Source organism: Paenibacillus sp. FSL W7-1332, assembly GCF_037969785.1.
Classification (GTDB): Bacteria; Bacillota; Bacilli; order Paenibacillales; family Paenibacillaceae; genus Paenibacillus_AQ.
Window position 1 is genome coordinate 1,885,991 of sequence record NZ_CP150209.1, and the last position, 15,791, is coordinate 1,901,781.

The 15,791-nt window shown below is 51.6% G+C and carries 12 protein-coding genes and 1 other annotated feature; all 12 genes read left to right on the forward strand.

What is annotated here, in order from left to right; genetic code table 11:
* The first annotated feature begins 46 nt into the window (after positions 1-46).
* The 12 genes from speD (at position 47) to MKX98_RS08145 (ending at position 15,791) form a co-directional block, all read left to right on the forward strand.
* Positions 47-445, forward strand: a complete 399-nt coding sequence (gene speD, locus MKX98_RS08090) for an adenosylmethionine decarboxylase (RefSeq protein WP_006208786.1) — start codon at positions 47-49, stop codon at positions 443-445.
* A 339-nt stretch (positions 446-784) separates the two neighbouring features.
* Positions 785-2,191, forward strand: a complete 1,407-nt coding sequence (hemA, locus tag MKX98_RS08095) for a glutamyl-tRNA reductase (RefSeq protein ID WP_339222505.1) — start codon at positions 785-787, stop codon at positions 2,189-2,191.
* An 18-nt stretch (positions 2,192-2,209) separates the two neighbouring features.
* Positions 2,210-3,040: a cytochrome c biogenesis protein CcsA gene (gene ccsA / locus MKX98_RS08100; protein WP_071223427.1), complete on the forward strand. Its 831-nt coding sequence runs from the start codon at positions 2,210-2,212 to the stop codon at positions 3,038-3,040.
* A 7-nt stretch (positions 3,041-3,047) separates the two neighbouring features.
* Positions 3,048-3,707 (forward strand): NAD(P)-dependent oxidoreductase, encoded by a 660-nt coding sequence (locus tag MKX98_RS08105; RefSeq protein WP_339222507.1) that lies wholly within the window; start codon positions 3,048-3,050, stop codon positions 3,705-3,707.
* A 3-nt stretch (positions 3,708-3,710) separates the two neighbouring features.
* A complete protein-coding gene (hemC, locus tag MKX98_RS08110) occupies positions 3,711-4,667 on the forward strand; it encodes a hydroxymethylbilane synthase (protein ID WP_339222509.1) in 957 nt (318 codons plus the stop codon).
* A gap of 4 nt (positions 4,668-4,671) precedes the next feature.
* Positions 4,672-6,228, forward strand: a complete 1,557-nt coding sequence (gene cobA, locus MKX98_RS08115) for a uroporphyrinogen-III C-methyltransferase (RefSeq protein WP_339222511.1) — start codon at positions 4,672-4,674, stop codon at positions 6,226-6,228.
* Between the two features lie 55 nt (positions 6,229-6,283).
* On the forward strand, positions 6,284-7,282 hold the full coding sequence (hemB, locus tag MKX98_RS08120; protein ID WP_194541474.1) for a porphobilinogen synthase: 999 nt from the start codon (positions 6,284-6,286) through the stop codon (positions 7,280-7,282).
* A gap of 36 nt (positions 7,283-7,318) precedes the next feature.
* On the forward strand, positions 7,319-8,614 hold the full coding sequence (gene hemL, locus MKX98_RS08125; RefSeq protein ID WP_127589524.1) for a glutamate-1-semialdehyde 2,1-aminomutase: 1,296 nt from the start codon (positions 7,319-7,321) through the stop codon (positions 8,612-8,614).
* A complete protein-coding gene (locus tag MKX98_RS08130; RefSeq protein WP_339222515.1) occupies positions 8,611-9,519 on the forward strand; it encodes an RluA family pseudouridine synthase in 909 nt (302 codons plus the stop codon). Before hemL ends, MKX98_RS08130 begins: the two co-directional genes overlap by 4 nt.
* Positions 9,520-9,682: 163 nt before the next feature.
* A complete protein-coding gene (locus MKX98_RS08135) occupies positions 9,683-11,044 on the forward strand; it encodes a LysM peptidoglycan-binding domain-containing protein (protein ID WP_339222516.1) in 1,362 nt (453 codons plus the stop codon).
* A gap of 254 nt (positions 11,045-11,298) precedes the next feature.
* Positions 11,299-11,598, forward strand: a binding site (T-box leader).
* A 111-nt stretch (positions 11,599-11,709) separates the two neighbouring features.
* Positions 11,710-14,379, forward strand: a complete 2,670-nt coding sequence (locus MKX98_RS08140) for a valine--tRNA ligase (protein ID WP_339222517.1) — start codon at positions 11,710-11,712, stop codon at positions 14,377-14,379.
* Between the two features lie 35 nt (positions 14,380-14,414).
* Positions 14,415-15,791, forward strand: a complete 1,377-nt coding sequence (locus MKX98_RS08145) for a folylpolyglutamate synthase/dihydrofolate synthase family protein (RefSeq protein WP_339224359.1) — start codon at positions 14,415-14,417, stop codon at positions 15,789-15,791.

Genomic DNA, 15,791 nt, shown 5'->3' on the forward strand with positions numbered 1-15,791 from the left:
ATGAAATTTTCAAACATTTTATTCCTAGGAAGGGGGAACCCGGAAGATGGAATACTCAACTTTCGGAAGACACGTTGCTGTTGATACTTGGGGAGTCGATTTTGAACTATTGAACAGTGCAGAATTTTTACAAGCTCAGATGGTGGAAGCCGCTGAAGCATGTGGAGCAACGGTATTGTCCGTCCAATCCAAGCAGTTTGAACCACAAGGTGCGACTGTGCTGGTGTTGCTGTCGGAAAGCCATCTCTCGATTCACACATACCCTGAGAGAGGTTTTGCTGCGATTGACTGTTATACCTGCGGGGAGACAGTAGATCCGCAGTTGGCTATTGACTATCTGGTATCCGCTTTGAAACCTGAAAAATGCTATGCCAAGAAACTCGTGCGCGGACTCGGCGAAATGACCGTGGAAACGCCTGAGATGAAACAGGCTGAACTCGTTTAATCCAGCCTTCTAAAAAATGCGTATACTGATAACCATGGATTTTTCCATGGTTATTTATTTTGAGAACATGAGAAGATCGGCGGAATTCCAGGGAGGCGTTCTCTGAAATGAGATTTCGTAGTAAATAACACGTATATCTAGACTGTTCTATATCCACAATAGTAAGGTGCGATCAAACAGGTAGAAAGTTTCATGAATGGAACGAAGAAGTATGGGGATTTCATAAACATTTCATAAAATAGACAAGGCTGTTCAGCATACTGTGATATAATGAACAAGGTCAAGGATGTCCGTTGTGAACGGCAAAACTACTCGGAGAAATAGGCAGGTGAACATGCAATGCACATCGTCGTTGTTGGGTTGAACTATCGCACGGCGCCTGTGGAAGTCAGAGAACGCTTTACATTCTCGGAAGAAGACATGCCCAAGGCGTTAGAGCAGCTTAATTCGACCAAGAGCGTATTGGAGGGCGTCATTGTCGCTACCTGCAACCGAACTGAGATTTATGTTGTGGTAGACCGCCTTCATATGTGCGGCTACTTTATCCGCAGTTTTATGGAACAGTGGTTCGGCATTAATCGTGAAGAATTTACACAGCACCTCTATATATATGAAGACGAACAAGCGATTTCCCATCTGTTTAAGGTTACCTGCGGTTTGGATTCCATGGTCATTGGAGAAACGCAGATCCTGGGACAGGTGCGCAATGCTTTTTTGACGTCGCAGCAGCAGAATGCCACGGGTACTTGGTTCAATATGTTGTTTAAGCAAGCCGTTACGCTCGGCAAGCGGGCTCATTCGGAGACATCGATCGGAGAGAGTGCCGTCTCTGTCAGCTATGCAGCGGTGGAACTGGGTAAACGAATTTTCGGGGCATTTAACGATAAAAAAGTGATGATACTTGGTGCGGGCAAGATGAGCGAACTTACCGTGAAGCATCTTTATGCCAACGGTGCCGCTGAAGTAATTGTGGCTAACCGTACGCTTAGCCGTGCTCAGGAACTTGCAAGCAAATTCAAAGGGACGCCATGCACCATTGCCGAAGCCAAGCATTTGCTGAATGACGTGGATATCATTATTAGCTCCACGGGCTCGAATGAATATGTTCTGAATGCGGATCGGGTGAAAGAGAGCATGAAGAAACGCCAGTCCCGTCCGTTGTTCATGATTGATATTGCTGTGCCACGGGACATTGATCCGGCGGTTGGGGAAGTATCCAACGTGTTCCTGTACGATATTGATGATCTGGAAGGCATTGTAGAGACCAATATGGAAATGCGCCGGGCGGAAGCAGCGAAGATTGAAGTGATGATTCAAGAGGAGATGGATGCATTCCACACATGGCTGAAAACGCTCGGTGTCAGACCGGCAATTCGGGCCTTGCAGGAGAAGTCGAATGCCATTCATGAAGAAACGATGGAAAGCTTGTTTAACAAGCTTCCGGAACTGGATGAACGCCAGCGAAAAGTCATCCGTCGTTTGACCAAGAGCATCGTAAACCAGATGATGCATGATCCCATTAACCGGATTAAGGAAATGACGGGCGGCAAGCAGGGCGGCGAAGCACTGGATTATTTTTCACAAATCTTTGCGCTGGAAAGCTTGATCCATGAGAATGAGCAGGAAGCCCGCAGCCGCAACAAGAAAGCAACTGCACCCGTTATAGCTGAACGGTCGAAGAATGCTGTAGATCAGCAGGCAGAAGAGAAACCGCTTAAGGTGTCTCTGGCCCCAGCCACCCTTTGAGGAGGGTGAGTATAACCCATGCTGTTAAACTTAATTTATATCACCGGCATTTGCATCTATGCCCTGAGCCTTCTGTTTTATATCTCGGATTGCGTTTCACGCAATTCGGTGGCGAAGCGGATAGGCACAGGGCTTCTTGTTATTACTGCGCTGTTACAATTTACCGGAATCGGCATCAGAGCGATGGAAGGCGGACATTTCCACTTTCCGGTATTTACTTTGTTTGATTTCCTGTTTCTGCTGGCGTTCTGCATATCGATCACTTCGATTGCTCTGGCGTATATGAAGCGGTCGGAATTTGCCGTCCTGCTCATGAACCTCGTCGGGTTTAGCGTCATGCTGGTCAATCGTTTATGGTTCACGGCAGGAGACAATGCATTGCACAGCTGGGAGACGGAACATCGTCTCTTGCTTATTCATATTGCCCTGGCGAGTATCAGCTTCGCCGCTTTGACCGTCGGGGCCGTGTTTGCGGCGATATATATGTTCCTGCACCGGAAACTGAAGCACAAGCAATGGAATGATACGATGCGCAGGCTGCCAAGTCTGGAGAAGCTGGATGTTTATTCCTATAAAGCGCTGATGGCCGGGACGATTATTCTGGTCATGTCGCTCATCTTGGCCGTGATGTCGGTGGCCATGGCTGGACGGTGGACCCTGTTCTTGGACATCAAAGTCATGTCTACCATGACGGCTCTTGCGATGTATTTGGTTTATTTCATCAAACGTCGCTTGTGGAGAAGGTCCGGCAGGGAAGCGGCCATATGGGCTTTAATCGGGTATGGGTTCATTATTCTGAATTTCTTTCTCAATACGTGGTCCGCTTTCCATAGTTGGTCAGGAGTGTGATGCAAGAATGGCCTATGATGATCATTATGTACCCGTAATGCTGAATTGCAGGGGACGTTTATGCTTGATTGTCGGCGGCGGCACGGTGGCGGAACGTAAAGCCGTCACCCTACTGAATGCCGGGGCAGTCGTACATATTGTAAGTCCCTTATTGCGAAGCGAGAAACTTCAACGTTTAGAGAGCGAGAAGACTTTTCGATGGACGAAGCGGAAGTATCAATCAGACGATCTGATAGGCGCGTTTATGGTCCATGCGGCAACGGATGACAGCAAGCTGAATCTGCAAATAGCCGAGGATGCCGATCGTCTTGGCATACTGGTTAACGTGGCCAGCAACGGCGAGGCGGGAACGTTTATCAACCCGACGGTGCTGCGACGGGGAAGGCTTACGCTGGCTGTATCCACATCAGGAGCAGGGCCGATGGCCGCACGCGAGATACGCGACGAGCTCGAAGACCAGTTCGGGCCTGAGTATGAGGACTATTTGGATTTTTTATATAGGATGCGTTCGATGATCAGGGAAGAGGTGGAGTCCGCTGACGCACGCAGGCGGCTTTTGCACAAGGCATACCGCATGGATATGCTCGGAGAGATTCGCCGTGGAGGTTATGAGCCCTGGAGTGCGGACAAGATCAAGCAGTGGATTGCGAATAATCAGGAGGAATGAAAGATGCGTACAATCGTAGTTGGCAGTAGACAAAGTGCTCTGGCACTGACACAGACAGGACAGGTTATTGATGACTTAAAGCGCTTAGCCAAGGAGCACGGTCTGGACTATGACTTCACCGTCAAAAAAATCGTCACGAAGGGCGACCGCATACTGGATGTTACGCTCTCCAAGGTAGGCGGCAAAGGATTGTTTGTCAAGGAAATCGAGCAGGCGATGATGGACGGCGAGATTGATATGGCGGTTCACAGCATGAAGGACATGCCTTCCGTTCTGCCCGAAGGTTTGGTGTCCGGCGCGGTGCCGGCAAGAAAGGATCCTCGTGATTGCCTGATCTCCAAAGAAGGAACAACGCTGGATGACCTTCCTGCAGGTGCCAAGGTGGGAACAAGCAGTCTGCGCCGGTCCAGTCAGCTCAAGGCCTACCGGCCGGATCTGCAGATCGAATGGATTAGGGGGAATATCGATTCTCGCATTCGCAAAATGGAGGACGGTGAATTTCAGGCCATCATTCTGGCGACCGCCGGTCTTCAGCGTATGGGCTGGGAGGACCGGATCACGTCGTACTTGCCGATTGAAATTAGTCTGCCAGCCGTCGGCCAGGGCGCACTTGGAATTGAATGCCGCGAAAACGATGCAGATCTGCTGCATTTGCTCTCTCTTTATAATGATGAGGTTACTGCACGAACCGTTGCGGCGGAGCGCAAGTTTCTAAGCGAGCTTAACGGAGGATGCCAGGTGCCTATCGGAGCTTACGCCGTCCTGAAGAATGTGGATGCCGGAGATTCCCGCGGAGAACAAAACGTTATACAATTAACAGGAATGGTAGGTTCTCCTGACGGCGAAATCATACTGAAGGAAAGCGCCGAAGGAACCGACCCTGAATCGCTCGGAGTGGAAGTGGCTGAAAAGCTGAAAGCTAAAGGAGCGGAGAAGATACTGGCACAAGTTAGGGGCTGAGGGGATGGCAGGCAAGGTTTATCTGGTGGGAGCAGGACCGGGCGATGCACGCCTGATTACGATTAAAGGCAAGGAATGCATTGAAAAAGCGGATGTCGTGGTGTATGACCGATTAGCTAGTCCTCGGCTGCTGCGATGGATGAAACCCGGAGCGGAGAAGGTCTATGTAGGCAAGCTTCCGGATCGGCATACGATGAAACAGGAGCAGATCAATCAGCTGCTGGTTGATTATGCTTTGGAAGGCAAGACAGTTGTCCGTTTAAAGGGCGGCGATCCAACGATCTTCGGAAGAGTGGGTGAAGAAGCGGAGCTGTTATACCGTCATGGCATCATGTACGAAATTGTGCCGGGGATCACCTCGGCGATCAGTGTTCCGGCTTATGCCGGGATTCCCGTGACGCATCGTGACCATGCTTCGTCATTATCGATAATTACCGGCCACGAAAGTCCCGAAAAGCTGGACCGAATGATTCAATGGGACAAGGTTACCAATGCAACGGGAACTTTGATTTTTATGATGGGTGTGGCGAAAATCGGTTATATCAGTCGTCAGCTGATCAAGCACGGCCGACCGCCGGAAACCCCGGTGGCACTTATTAGATGGGGAACCCGGGCAGAGCAGGATACGCTGACGGGGACACTGGCGGACATCGAGGACAGAGTCAAGGCAGCGGATTTTCAGCCGCCTGCGGTTATCGTTGTTGGACAGGTGGTGCTTCAGCGGGAGCACCTGAAGTGGGCGGAACGGCTGCCCCTCTTCGGCAAAAGAATACTGGTCACAAGGACGAGAAGCCAGGCCAGTGTATTGGTATCCCAGATCGAAGAGCTGGGCGGAGAGCCTTATGAGTTTCCCGTCATCGAAACCGTCATGCCTTCCAAGAGCGAGAGGCTTGCCGGAATTCAACAAGCACTGGACAAGCTGAGTACGTATGACTGGGTATTTTTCACCAGCGTGAACGGAGTTGAATTCTTTTTCCGCCACCTGAAGGAGAACGGTCGCGATATTCGCGCCTTAGCCTCGGCCCGCATCGTCGCGGTTGGCCCCGCAACAGCCCATGCTCTTGGAAAATACGGTGTAGTGTCTGAAGTTATCAAAGAACGTTACCAGGCGGAAGGCCTTATCGATGCTTACGGTTCAGAGCTCCAGCCCGGTCAGCGCGTGCTGCTGCCACGCGGCGATCTGGCACGCAAGTGGCTGCCGGAGAAGCTGACGGAAATGGGACTGAACGTGACGGAAGCAGTGATCTATGAGAACGTGTTGTGCGGCGAGGACGATGATGAGCTGTTGAAGCTGCTTGAAGATGGAGGCATTCACGCCGTTACGTTCACCAGTTCATCTACGGTTACCAATCTGCTGAAGGTGCTGAAGGGGATGGGCGTGGAAGATCCAGTCGAACTGTTGAAAGGTTCGACGATTGCTTGCATCGGACCATTAACCGCGCAGACGGCTGAAGAAGCCGGACTGCACGTATCCCTCCTCGCCGAGGAAGCGACGGTCGACAGTCTGGTTAAGGCCTTATGCATTTGGAACGAGAACGATCCACGCCGTGTTGCGCCATAATATCCATAATCTCTTATATACATGAACGAAATTACATCATTTGGAGGTATACGTCATGAGTTTTCCAATCGTACGCCATCGTCGGCTGCGTCAAAATGCCGGCATTCGCAGCATGGTCCGCGAGACCGTGCTTCATACGGAGGATCTGGTTCAGCCGATCTTCGTGACCTATGGCAATGGTGTGAAATCCGAGATTTCCTCCATGCCGGGCGTCTATCATTTTTCGCTTGACACCTTGAAAGAGGAAGTAGACGAAATCGTAAGTCTAGGCATTCCTGCAGTGCTCCTGTTCGGAATCCCCGAGACGAAAGACAGCGTGGGCACATCCGGTTTCGCGGATGACGGGATTGTCCAAGAGGCTACCCGTCTCATCAAGTCGTGGCATCCCGATCTTCTGGTGATTGCTGATACGTGCCTATGCGAATTTACCGACCACGGCCACTGCGGTATGGTGCATACCTTTGAGCGTGACGGCCACACCTGCGGCGATGTATTAAACGACGAGTCGCTGGAGCTGCTCGTTCGTACAGCGGTTTCCCAGGCCAAAGCTGGAGCCGATATTATTGCACCTTCCAATATGATGGATGGTTTTGTCCAAGCCATTCGTTCCGGTCTTGACGAAGCCGGATTTTATAACGTGCCGATCATGTCTTACTCCGTTAAGTACGCTTCGGCCTTTTACGGACCCTTCCGTGAGGCTGCCGATTCCGCTCCGCAATTCGGCGACCGCAAAACTTATCAGATGGATCCGGCCAATGTGAGAGAGGCGCTTCGCGAGGCGGAGACGGACGTGCTGGAAGGCGCCGATATGCTGATGGTGAAACCGGCTATGGCCTACCTTGATGTTGTCAGATTGCTGAGAGACCAGTTTGATCTACCAATTGTTGCATACAACGTGAGTGGTGAGTATTCCATGATTAAAGCGGCTGCTCAGCAGGGATGGATCAGTGAGCAGGCGATTGTGATGGAGCTGCTGACCGGGATGAAGCGTGCCGGTGCGGATATTATCATTACGTATTTCTCGAAGGACGCAGCACGCTGGATGCGCAGCTAGTAACCATTAACGATGAAAGAGTTAGGAGTGCATACGATGAGCCAAGATTTGCGAAAAGAAGATTTGTCGCGTTCTGCTTTTGAAGAAGCGAAGTTATATATTCCCGGCGGTGTCAACAGTCCGGTACGTGCGTTTAAGTCTGTTGGACTAACCCCGATTTATATCGATCGCGGAGAAGGCAGCCGGGTATATGATATCGATGGCAACAGCTTTATCGATTATGTCGGTTCCTGGGGGCCGCTGATTATGGGTCACGCGCATCCTGAGGTTGTTGAAGCGCTTCAGGAGACAGCTGCCAAGGGGACCAGCTTCGGTGCTCCAACCCTATTGGAAACGAAGATGGCGAAGCTCGTCTGTGAACGCGTGCCGTCGATCGAGGTGGTGCGGATGGTGAATTCCGGTACGGAAGCAACCATGAGCGCCATTCGTCTAGCGCGCGGATATACAGGACGCAGCAAAATCATTAAATTCGAGGGCTCCTATCATGGCCACGCCGACAGCCTTCTGATCAAAGCGGGATCGGGCATCGCAACGCTTGGACTTCCTGATAGTCCGGGTGTGCCAGAAAGCGTTGCTTCCAACACCATTGCGGTTCCTTATAACGATCTGGAATCGGTACAGCTTGCCTTCGAGCGGTTCGGCGAAGAGATTGCAGCCGTTATTGTTGAGCCCGTGGCAGGCAATATGGGCGTGGTCCCTCCGCAGCCAGGATTCCTGGAAGGTCTTCGCAAGGTCACTTCTGATTATGGCAGCGTGCTTATTTTTGACGAGGTGATGACCGGATTCCGCGTTGATCTGAACTGCGCGCAAGGCCGTTATGGCGTTACACCGGATTTGACATGCTTGGGCAAGGTGATTGGCGGCGGTCTGCCAGTCGGTGCTTATGGAGGCAAGCGTGAGCTGATGGATCAGATTGCTCCGGCAGGACCGATCTATCAAGCAGGAACGTTAAGCGGTAATCCGCTCGCCATGGCGGCTGGTTACACCACCCTGAAGCTGCTGACGCCTGCCGTCTATGAACAGCTCGAGGAGCGGGGAGCCCGTCTTCAGGCAGGATTTGAGCGTAACGCTCAGGAATTCGGTATCCCGCTTACGATTAACCGGATCGGCTCCATGGTATGTCCATTCTTCACGAATACGCCGGTCGTCAATTTCGATACGGCCAAGACTAGTGATCTGGATCGTTTCCGTCGTTATTTTGCAGCGATGGTACAAGAGGGAGTCAGCGTACCTCCTTCCCAGTTCGAGGGCATGTTTATCTCGGGCGCTCATACGGTAGAAGATATCGATGCTACCATTGAAGCCAACTACAACGCCTTCAAAAGCCTATGAGTTACGGGGGAAATTGGAGCAAACGCGGCGAATGGCTGGAGATGACGCCGGGTAAGGCGCTATTGAGTCTGCCGGATCGGAACGAAGCCGCTGCCAAGTGGCTTATGGAAACGGTCGGTATGCCCGAGAAGCTGTATCGTAAGCTTCGTCATGAACAGGGGATACAATGGAGAGGGGATCGGCTTCGGCTGGTCCTTTTTCCTTATCGGGATTACGGCATCGAACCGAGATGGCAGGAGCTTGATGTATTGTATGAGGACGATTTTTGCCTGGTTGTGAACAAACCGGCCGGTATGGCAGTCCATCCGGACAACGAGAGCCGCGAGACGACCCTGAATCATGCGGTTGCCGCATATTACGAAGCCGAAGGCATCCATACGGCAGTCCGGCATATTCATCGGCTGGATAAGGATACAACAGGTCCCGTACTGTATGCCAAGAACGAATATGCGCAGCTAAAGCTTGACGAGGACATGCGGGAGAAGAAGATCGTCCGGATATACGCGGCTATCGTTCAGGGGAGGGTCTCTCAGGATCTGAAGAGAATCGATCTGCCGATAGGCAAAGACCGCTATCATTCAAGCCGTCGGAGAGTTTCATTAACCGGGCAGGCTGCAATCACGCATATTCTATCATCTGAGGTGTATCCGAAAGCCAGCCTGCTGCAAATTCGACTGGAAACCGGCCGGACGCATCAGATCCGGGTGCATCTAAGTCATATGGGACACCCGCTTCTGGGAGATTCCTTATACGGAGGACCAGGGGCGTTTCCGCGCCAAGCGCTGCATGGCGAACGTCTGCTATTTACTCATCCTTTCTCGGGCGAGGATATTGAGGTGAATGCACCCTGGCCTCTGGATATGTTGGAGTTAAGAGAGCGAATCATAGAGACATCGGACCGGTAAGAAAACTTGCAAGATCCTGAATGAACCTGTAACTTTCACGCACAATTCGCAAAAAAGTCATGCTCTCCTATTTTCGGCATATAGATAAATTGAGTGGCAAAACTTAGGCTCATGCCGTGATAACAGATCACGGATAGTATATGCCAAAAAGGAGGACATTCCCGTGTTTGACCAGTCCTACGGATTGCGGTTCGATATTTACGAGCGTATTAATTTAACGGAAGATTTGCCGGGAATCGAAGAATTGGAAGAGGCGGAGTTGATCCCGCATATTCAGGTGATCAGTCAGCAGGACCAGGCTACGCTTCGGGGTCATCTGCTTCTTGCAGGCCTGTATAAAGGTGACACCGAAGCAGGAGAGACGGAGCCGCTCGAACACTGGATCCCGGTTGAAATCACGGTCCCGATGAACCGGGTATCATCATTGGATGACATCGCGGTCGAGATCGAGAATTTTGACGTGGATTTGTTATCCAAACGCAGCTTGAACATTACAGGGGTTCTGTCGCTCAAAGGAATTCAGGCGGCGGCTCCGGGAGCCCGTGACCAAGTATGGGCCAATGAGGAATTCACAGTGGTACATGCTCCTGAAGCGACTGATTTGTATTCGAACGGGGAGCAGCAGTTCGCAGCCAACCCGTACGACCAGCTTCATGGCAGCGGAGCTCATACAGACGCTAACTCGCCTTCTCCTTCTTACTTCAACGAGGCTCAGACCAGAGCCCAAGAGTTCGGGACGGATGCGCGCACACAGCAGTATCTGGCATCCTGGGCGCAGTATGAGAACCAAACACGGGATTCACAGGACTCAGAAGACAGCACCATTAGCATTTCTAATTCGCCTGAAGCTCGGGATACGGTCGAATATGCCTTACATAATGAGACGGAAGCTCAGGCAGCTGAGTCGTCGATTCCAAGTGTATGGCAATTCGAACAGGCTTCGGTCCAGCCCGAGCCGGAGCAAGAAGATCCAGCAGCCGGTTTTCCGGGTGTCATTGAGCGTAAGGGTGAAGAAGTGGAAGCCGTTCCGGTACTGGAATCACCGGAAACGGAGGAAGTGCAGCCTGTTTTTGCTGAGGAAGAATTCCCTTCGGAGGATAGGGATGATATAATGGAAGAGGTTTCCATTAAAGCCGAAGAGGTTCCGACCAAGCCGGAGTTAAAGGTGGCCTTCAACACGAAGAACAGCAGCACAACCAGCGCATCGGGCGTAGGCTTCTCTTCGTTGCTTCAATCGAGCAGAACGGTTCAGGATCAGGATCAAGCCGCTCGGGACGAGGAAGAAGAGACGGAGGAATTGGTTGACTCCGCAACGGCCGAGGACGTGGAGTGGAAGAGTCTGTTCCTGGGTAACCGCCGTGAGGAAACGCCTTTCCGCAAGGTCCGGATGTGCATTGTGCAGCGTGAGGAGACACTCGACGTGATTGCCGAGCGTTATCAACTGACGCCGCGAGAGCTTTTGTTATATAACCGCATGTCCGAGCAGAATGTGGAAGAAGGCCAGGTATTATACATTCCCCAGTAATCAGCGGAGGAAGCGATCGCGTAAGAACAAGCAGGTCAAGGTAGGATATCCTTGGCCTGTTTTTTGTGTTTGGCGGGGAGTCGGTTAGAAGAAGAGGGGAATCGGACGAGCCGGGGCTTCTTTTTTACAATGTATTAGCATTAATTTGGATCGACAGGTATGATGTCTAAATCGTTCGGAAACACTCGAAATATTGACTATATGCAACAACCACGGTATATTTGAATAGTATATGTACAGGTATTCCTAAAGCTAGAACAACGTTGAACGGGAAGAGTAGGAAGGTATGGCCTTCAGAGAGCGGAATTGCTATCAAGCGCTGTGAGATTCCGCAGGAACCAGCTTGCCGAAGTCGCCCCGGAGTTGCGGACTTGAGATAGAGTAGGGATCGATCGCTACCCTGGTTAGAGTTCGCCGGCCGCAGCCGTTATCTGCGTAAAGTGTCGTGCTTGGTCGTAGGCCTTTCATGTTCTTCATGGGAGGACTCGATTCATGAATGATTATAAGCGCGAAACAAAGGTGGTACCGCGAGAGAACAGTCTTTCGTCCTTTGAGGACGAAGGGCTTTTTTTGTTTCACGCAAACATGGATATCCATGGCCACGCCCGGAGGCTAAAACGTTACGGGTTGGCAAAACTGATTAACAGTATCGGAGGTACGAAAATATGGATCAAAAACAAAACCAATCCCAGTTAGACATGCCGACGACGTATGATCCGAAGGCAGCCGAACAAAAATGGTATCCGTACTGGAAGGAAGGCGGCTTCTTTGAAGCTGGCAAACGACCGGACGCGGAGCCGTATACGATTGTTATTCCTCCACCAAACGTTACGGGAATGCTTCACATCGGCCATGCCCTTGACTTTACGCTGCAGGATATCCTGATTCGCGTAAAGCGGATGCAGGGCTATGATGCGTTGTGGCTGCCGGGCTCTGACCATGCGGGCATCGCCACGCAAACCAAGGTTGAGCAGAAGCTTCGCGAAGAAGGCGTTACCCGCTACGATCTGGGACGTGAAAAATTCCTGGAGAAAGTGTGGGAATGGAAGGATCTATACGCGAATACGATCCGTGACCAATGGTCCAAGATCGGCCTGTCCCTCGATTACTCCAGAGAGCGTTTCACGCTCGACGAGGGGTTGTCGGAAGCGGTTCGGGAAGTATTCGTCAAGCTCTATGATAAGGGGCTTATATATCGCGGCAAACGCATTATCAACTGGGACCCGGCTGCCCGCACGGCTTTGTCCGATATCGAAGTGGAGTACAAAGAGGTCAACGGCCATTTGTACCACTTGCAATACCCGCTCAAAGACGGCAGCGGCTCCATTACCGTAGCCACCACCCGCCCGGAGACCATGCTTGGCGATACGGCGGTAGCCGTTCATCCGGAAGATGGGCGCTATAAAGACATGATCGGCAAGACATTGGTCCTGCCTATTGTCGGCCGAGAAATTCCGGTTATTGCCGATGAGTACGTGGAGAAGGATTTCGGCAGCGGAGCGGTTAAAATTACGCCGGCCCATGATCCGAATGACTTCGAAATGGGTCTTAGACATGATCTGCCGCAAATCACCGTGATGGATGAATCCGGGACGATGAATGAATTTGCCGGCAAGTACCAGGGTCTTGACCGAGCAGAATGCCGCAAGCAGATCGTAAGCGACATGAAGGAATCGGGCGTGCTGCTTCGCATCGAAGATCATGTTCATCAGGTTGGCCATAGCGAAAGATCCGGCGCCGTTGTCGAGCCGTATCTGTCGACGCAGTGGTTCGTTAAGATGCAGCCGCTTGCGGAAGCAGCCGTTACTGCGCAGAAATCCGGCAAGGGCGTAAATTTCGTGCCTGACCGGTTCGAGAGAACCTACCTGCATTGGATGGAGAATGTGCGCGATTGGTGCATCTCTCGTCAATTGTGGTGGGGCCACCGGATTCCGGCCTGGTATTCCGAATCCACGGGCGAAGTGGTTGTTGCCATGAATGAAGAGGAAGCGCGCGCGAAGCTTGGCAAGGACGATCTGAGACAGGATGAGGATGTGCTGGATACCTGGTTCAGCTCGGCATTGTGGCCGTTCTCGACCATGGGCTGGCCGAATCTGGACAGTGAGGATTTCAAACGTTATTATCCGACAAGCGTTCTCGTAACGGGTTATGATATTATTCCGTTCTGGGTTTCGCGGATGATTTTCCAAGGGCTTGAATTTACGGATCAAATGCCGTTCAAAGATACGCTTATCCATGGTCTGGTTCGGGATAGCGAAGGCCGCAAGATGTCCAAGTCGCTCGGCAACGGTATCGATCCGCTCGAGGTTATTGAACAGTATGGCGCAGATGCCATGCGTTATATGATATCGACCGGCAGTACGCCGGGTCAGGATCTTCGATTCCGCTGGGAACGTGTGGAACAAGCGCGTAACTTCGCGAACAAGATCTGGAATGCGTCACGTTTTGCACTCATGAATCTGGAGGGCTTCACGGCGGCGGATATCGACATTTCCGGAGAGCTGGGAACGGCCGACCGTTGGATTTTGCATCGTCTGAACGAAACTTCCCGCGACATTACGCGTCTAATTGATGCCTACGAATTTGGCGAAACCGGTCGACTGCTCTACAATTTCATCTGGGATGATCTGTGTGACTGGTATATTGAATTTGCTAAGCTGTCCCTGTACGGCGAGGATCAAGCGGCCAAGAAAAAGACGCAGTCGGTGCTTGCCTATGTGCTGGACCGCACGATGCGCTTGATCCACCCGTTCATGCCGTTCATCTCCGAAGAGATCTGGCAGCATTTGCCGCATGAAGGCGAGACGGTGATGCTGGCTTCATGGCCGACCTATGATGAAGCATTTGAGAATGCGGAAGCCGTTACCGAAATGAACCTGCTGATGGATGTCATCCGTGCTGTACGTAACATCCGGGCGGAAGTAAACGTACCGATGAGCAAAAAAGTAGAACTCCAGTTGAAGCCGGTAAGCGAGCAAATTGCCGGCATCATCGATCGCAATGCGGATTATATTCGCCGCTTCTGCAACACGTCGGAGTATCAATCCTCCCTTGCGCTTGAGGCACCGGATAAGGCGATGACCGCCGTGGTAACAGGTGTTGAAATGTATCTGCCGCTTGCCGGGTTGATCGATATCGCTCAGGAGATCACGCGTCTGGAGAAGGAAATTCAGCACTTGAACAGCGAAGTCGAGCGTGTGGAGAAGAAGCTGAACAATCCTGGTTTCGTAACGAAAGCACCTGAAAAGGTGATTGAAGAAGAACGGGCGAAGCTTGCGGATTACTCGGACAAACGCAGTAAAGTGATTGCGCGCATCGAAGAACTGAGAGGCTAAAGGGCAAGATGAATCTGGACCAGAAGGTGAGAACGATGGTTGATCATTCGGCAGCTGCAGTGGCAGCTCCGTTCCATACCTATGAGGAAGCGGTAGCTTGGATCAACGGGCTGATTCCGTTTGGAATCCGCCCGGGCATGGATAGAATTCAGCGATTGATGGAGCTTCTCGGCCATCCGGAGCGGCGGTTAAAATTTATTCACGTGGCCGGAACGAATGGAAAAGGCTCCACATGCGCTTTTTTAACAAAGGTTCTGCTTCAAGGGGGATTCACGGTTGGCACCTACACGTCTCCCTATATTACGAAGTTTACCAATCGGTTTCAGTATAACGGCGAGGACATACCGGAAGAGACGCTGCTTGAACTGGCTAATCGCTTAGAGCCGCTTGTAGCCGAAATTGCGGGCTCCGGGCTCGGATCGCCCACCATGTTTGAGGTGTCCACCGCCCTTGCGATACTGTATTACGCCGAGGTATCTTATCCGGACGTGGTGGTATGGGAGACGGGACTTGGCGGTCGACTTGACGTGACCAATATCGTTCATCCCATCATTTCGGTGATCACGAATATCGGAATGGACCATACCGACGTTCTGGGTGATACCATTCAGGAGATCGCCACGGAAAAGGCTGGCATTATCAAGCCTGGAGTTCCTGTGGTGAGCACGGTAACTCAGCCGGAGGCTGTCGATATTCTGAAACAAACGGTAGCCAAAAACCGTACAAGTCTCTATCTCGTAGATGAACAATTCTCCTATGAGCGGCTGCGTGGGAACGAAGAAAGCCAGACTTTCCGTTTTAAGGGTCCGTTCCGGGACATGGATCTGGACATCTCGATGCAGGGTGAGCACCAATGCGCCAATGCCGCGCTTGCGATGATGACGCTGGAAGTGCTTCGCCAGTATATGGCTTTCATCGTGGATGAAGAAGAATTGCGTACAGGGTTTAAGGATACTTTCTGGGCGGGAAGACTGGAACAAGTGCAGTCCTCCCCGCGGATTGTTCTCGATGGTGCGCACAACCCCGAAGGGGCTGAAACCTTGGCCAAAAGCTTGCCGCAGATCTATAAGTATCGGAAACTGAACTTAATGATGGGAATGCTGGCAAATAAGCATCATGAATCGTATTTGCAGCATATACTGCCAATAGTGGATACGCTTATCCTGACTGAACCGGATTTCCGGAAGAAACTGGACGCCAAGGCGCTTGGTGACATCGTAGAGCAGGTAAGGGAGAAATACGCCAAACATACACTGCAAATCATCATAGAACCAAATTGGAAAAACGCACTTGAAGAGTTGAAGTCACGGACGGAAGCGGAGGATCTTGGGGTGGTGTCGGGCACGTTGTACCTGATTGCCGACGTGCGTTCCAACCTCCTGGGCCTTTCCGATTCTGAAAAAGGTTGGTGA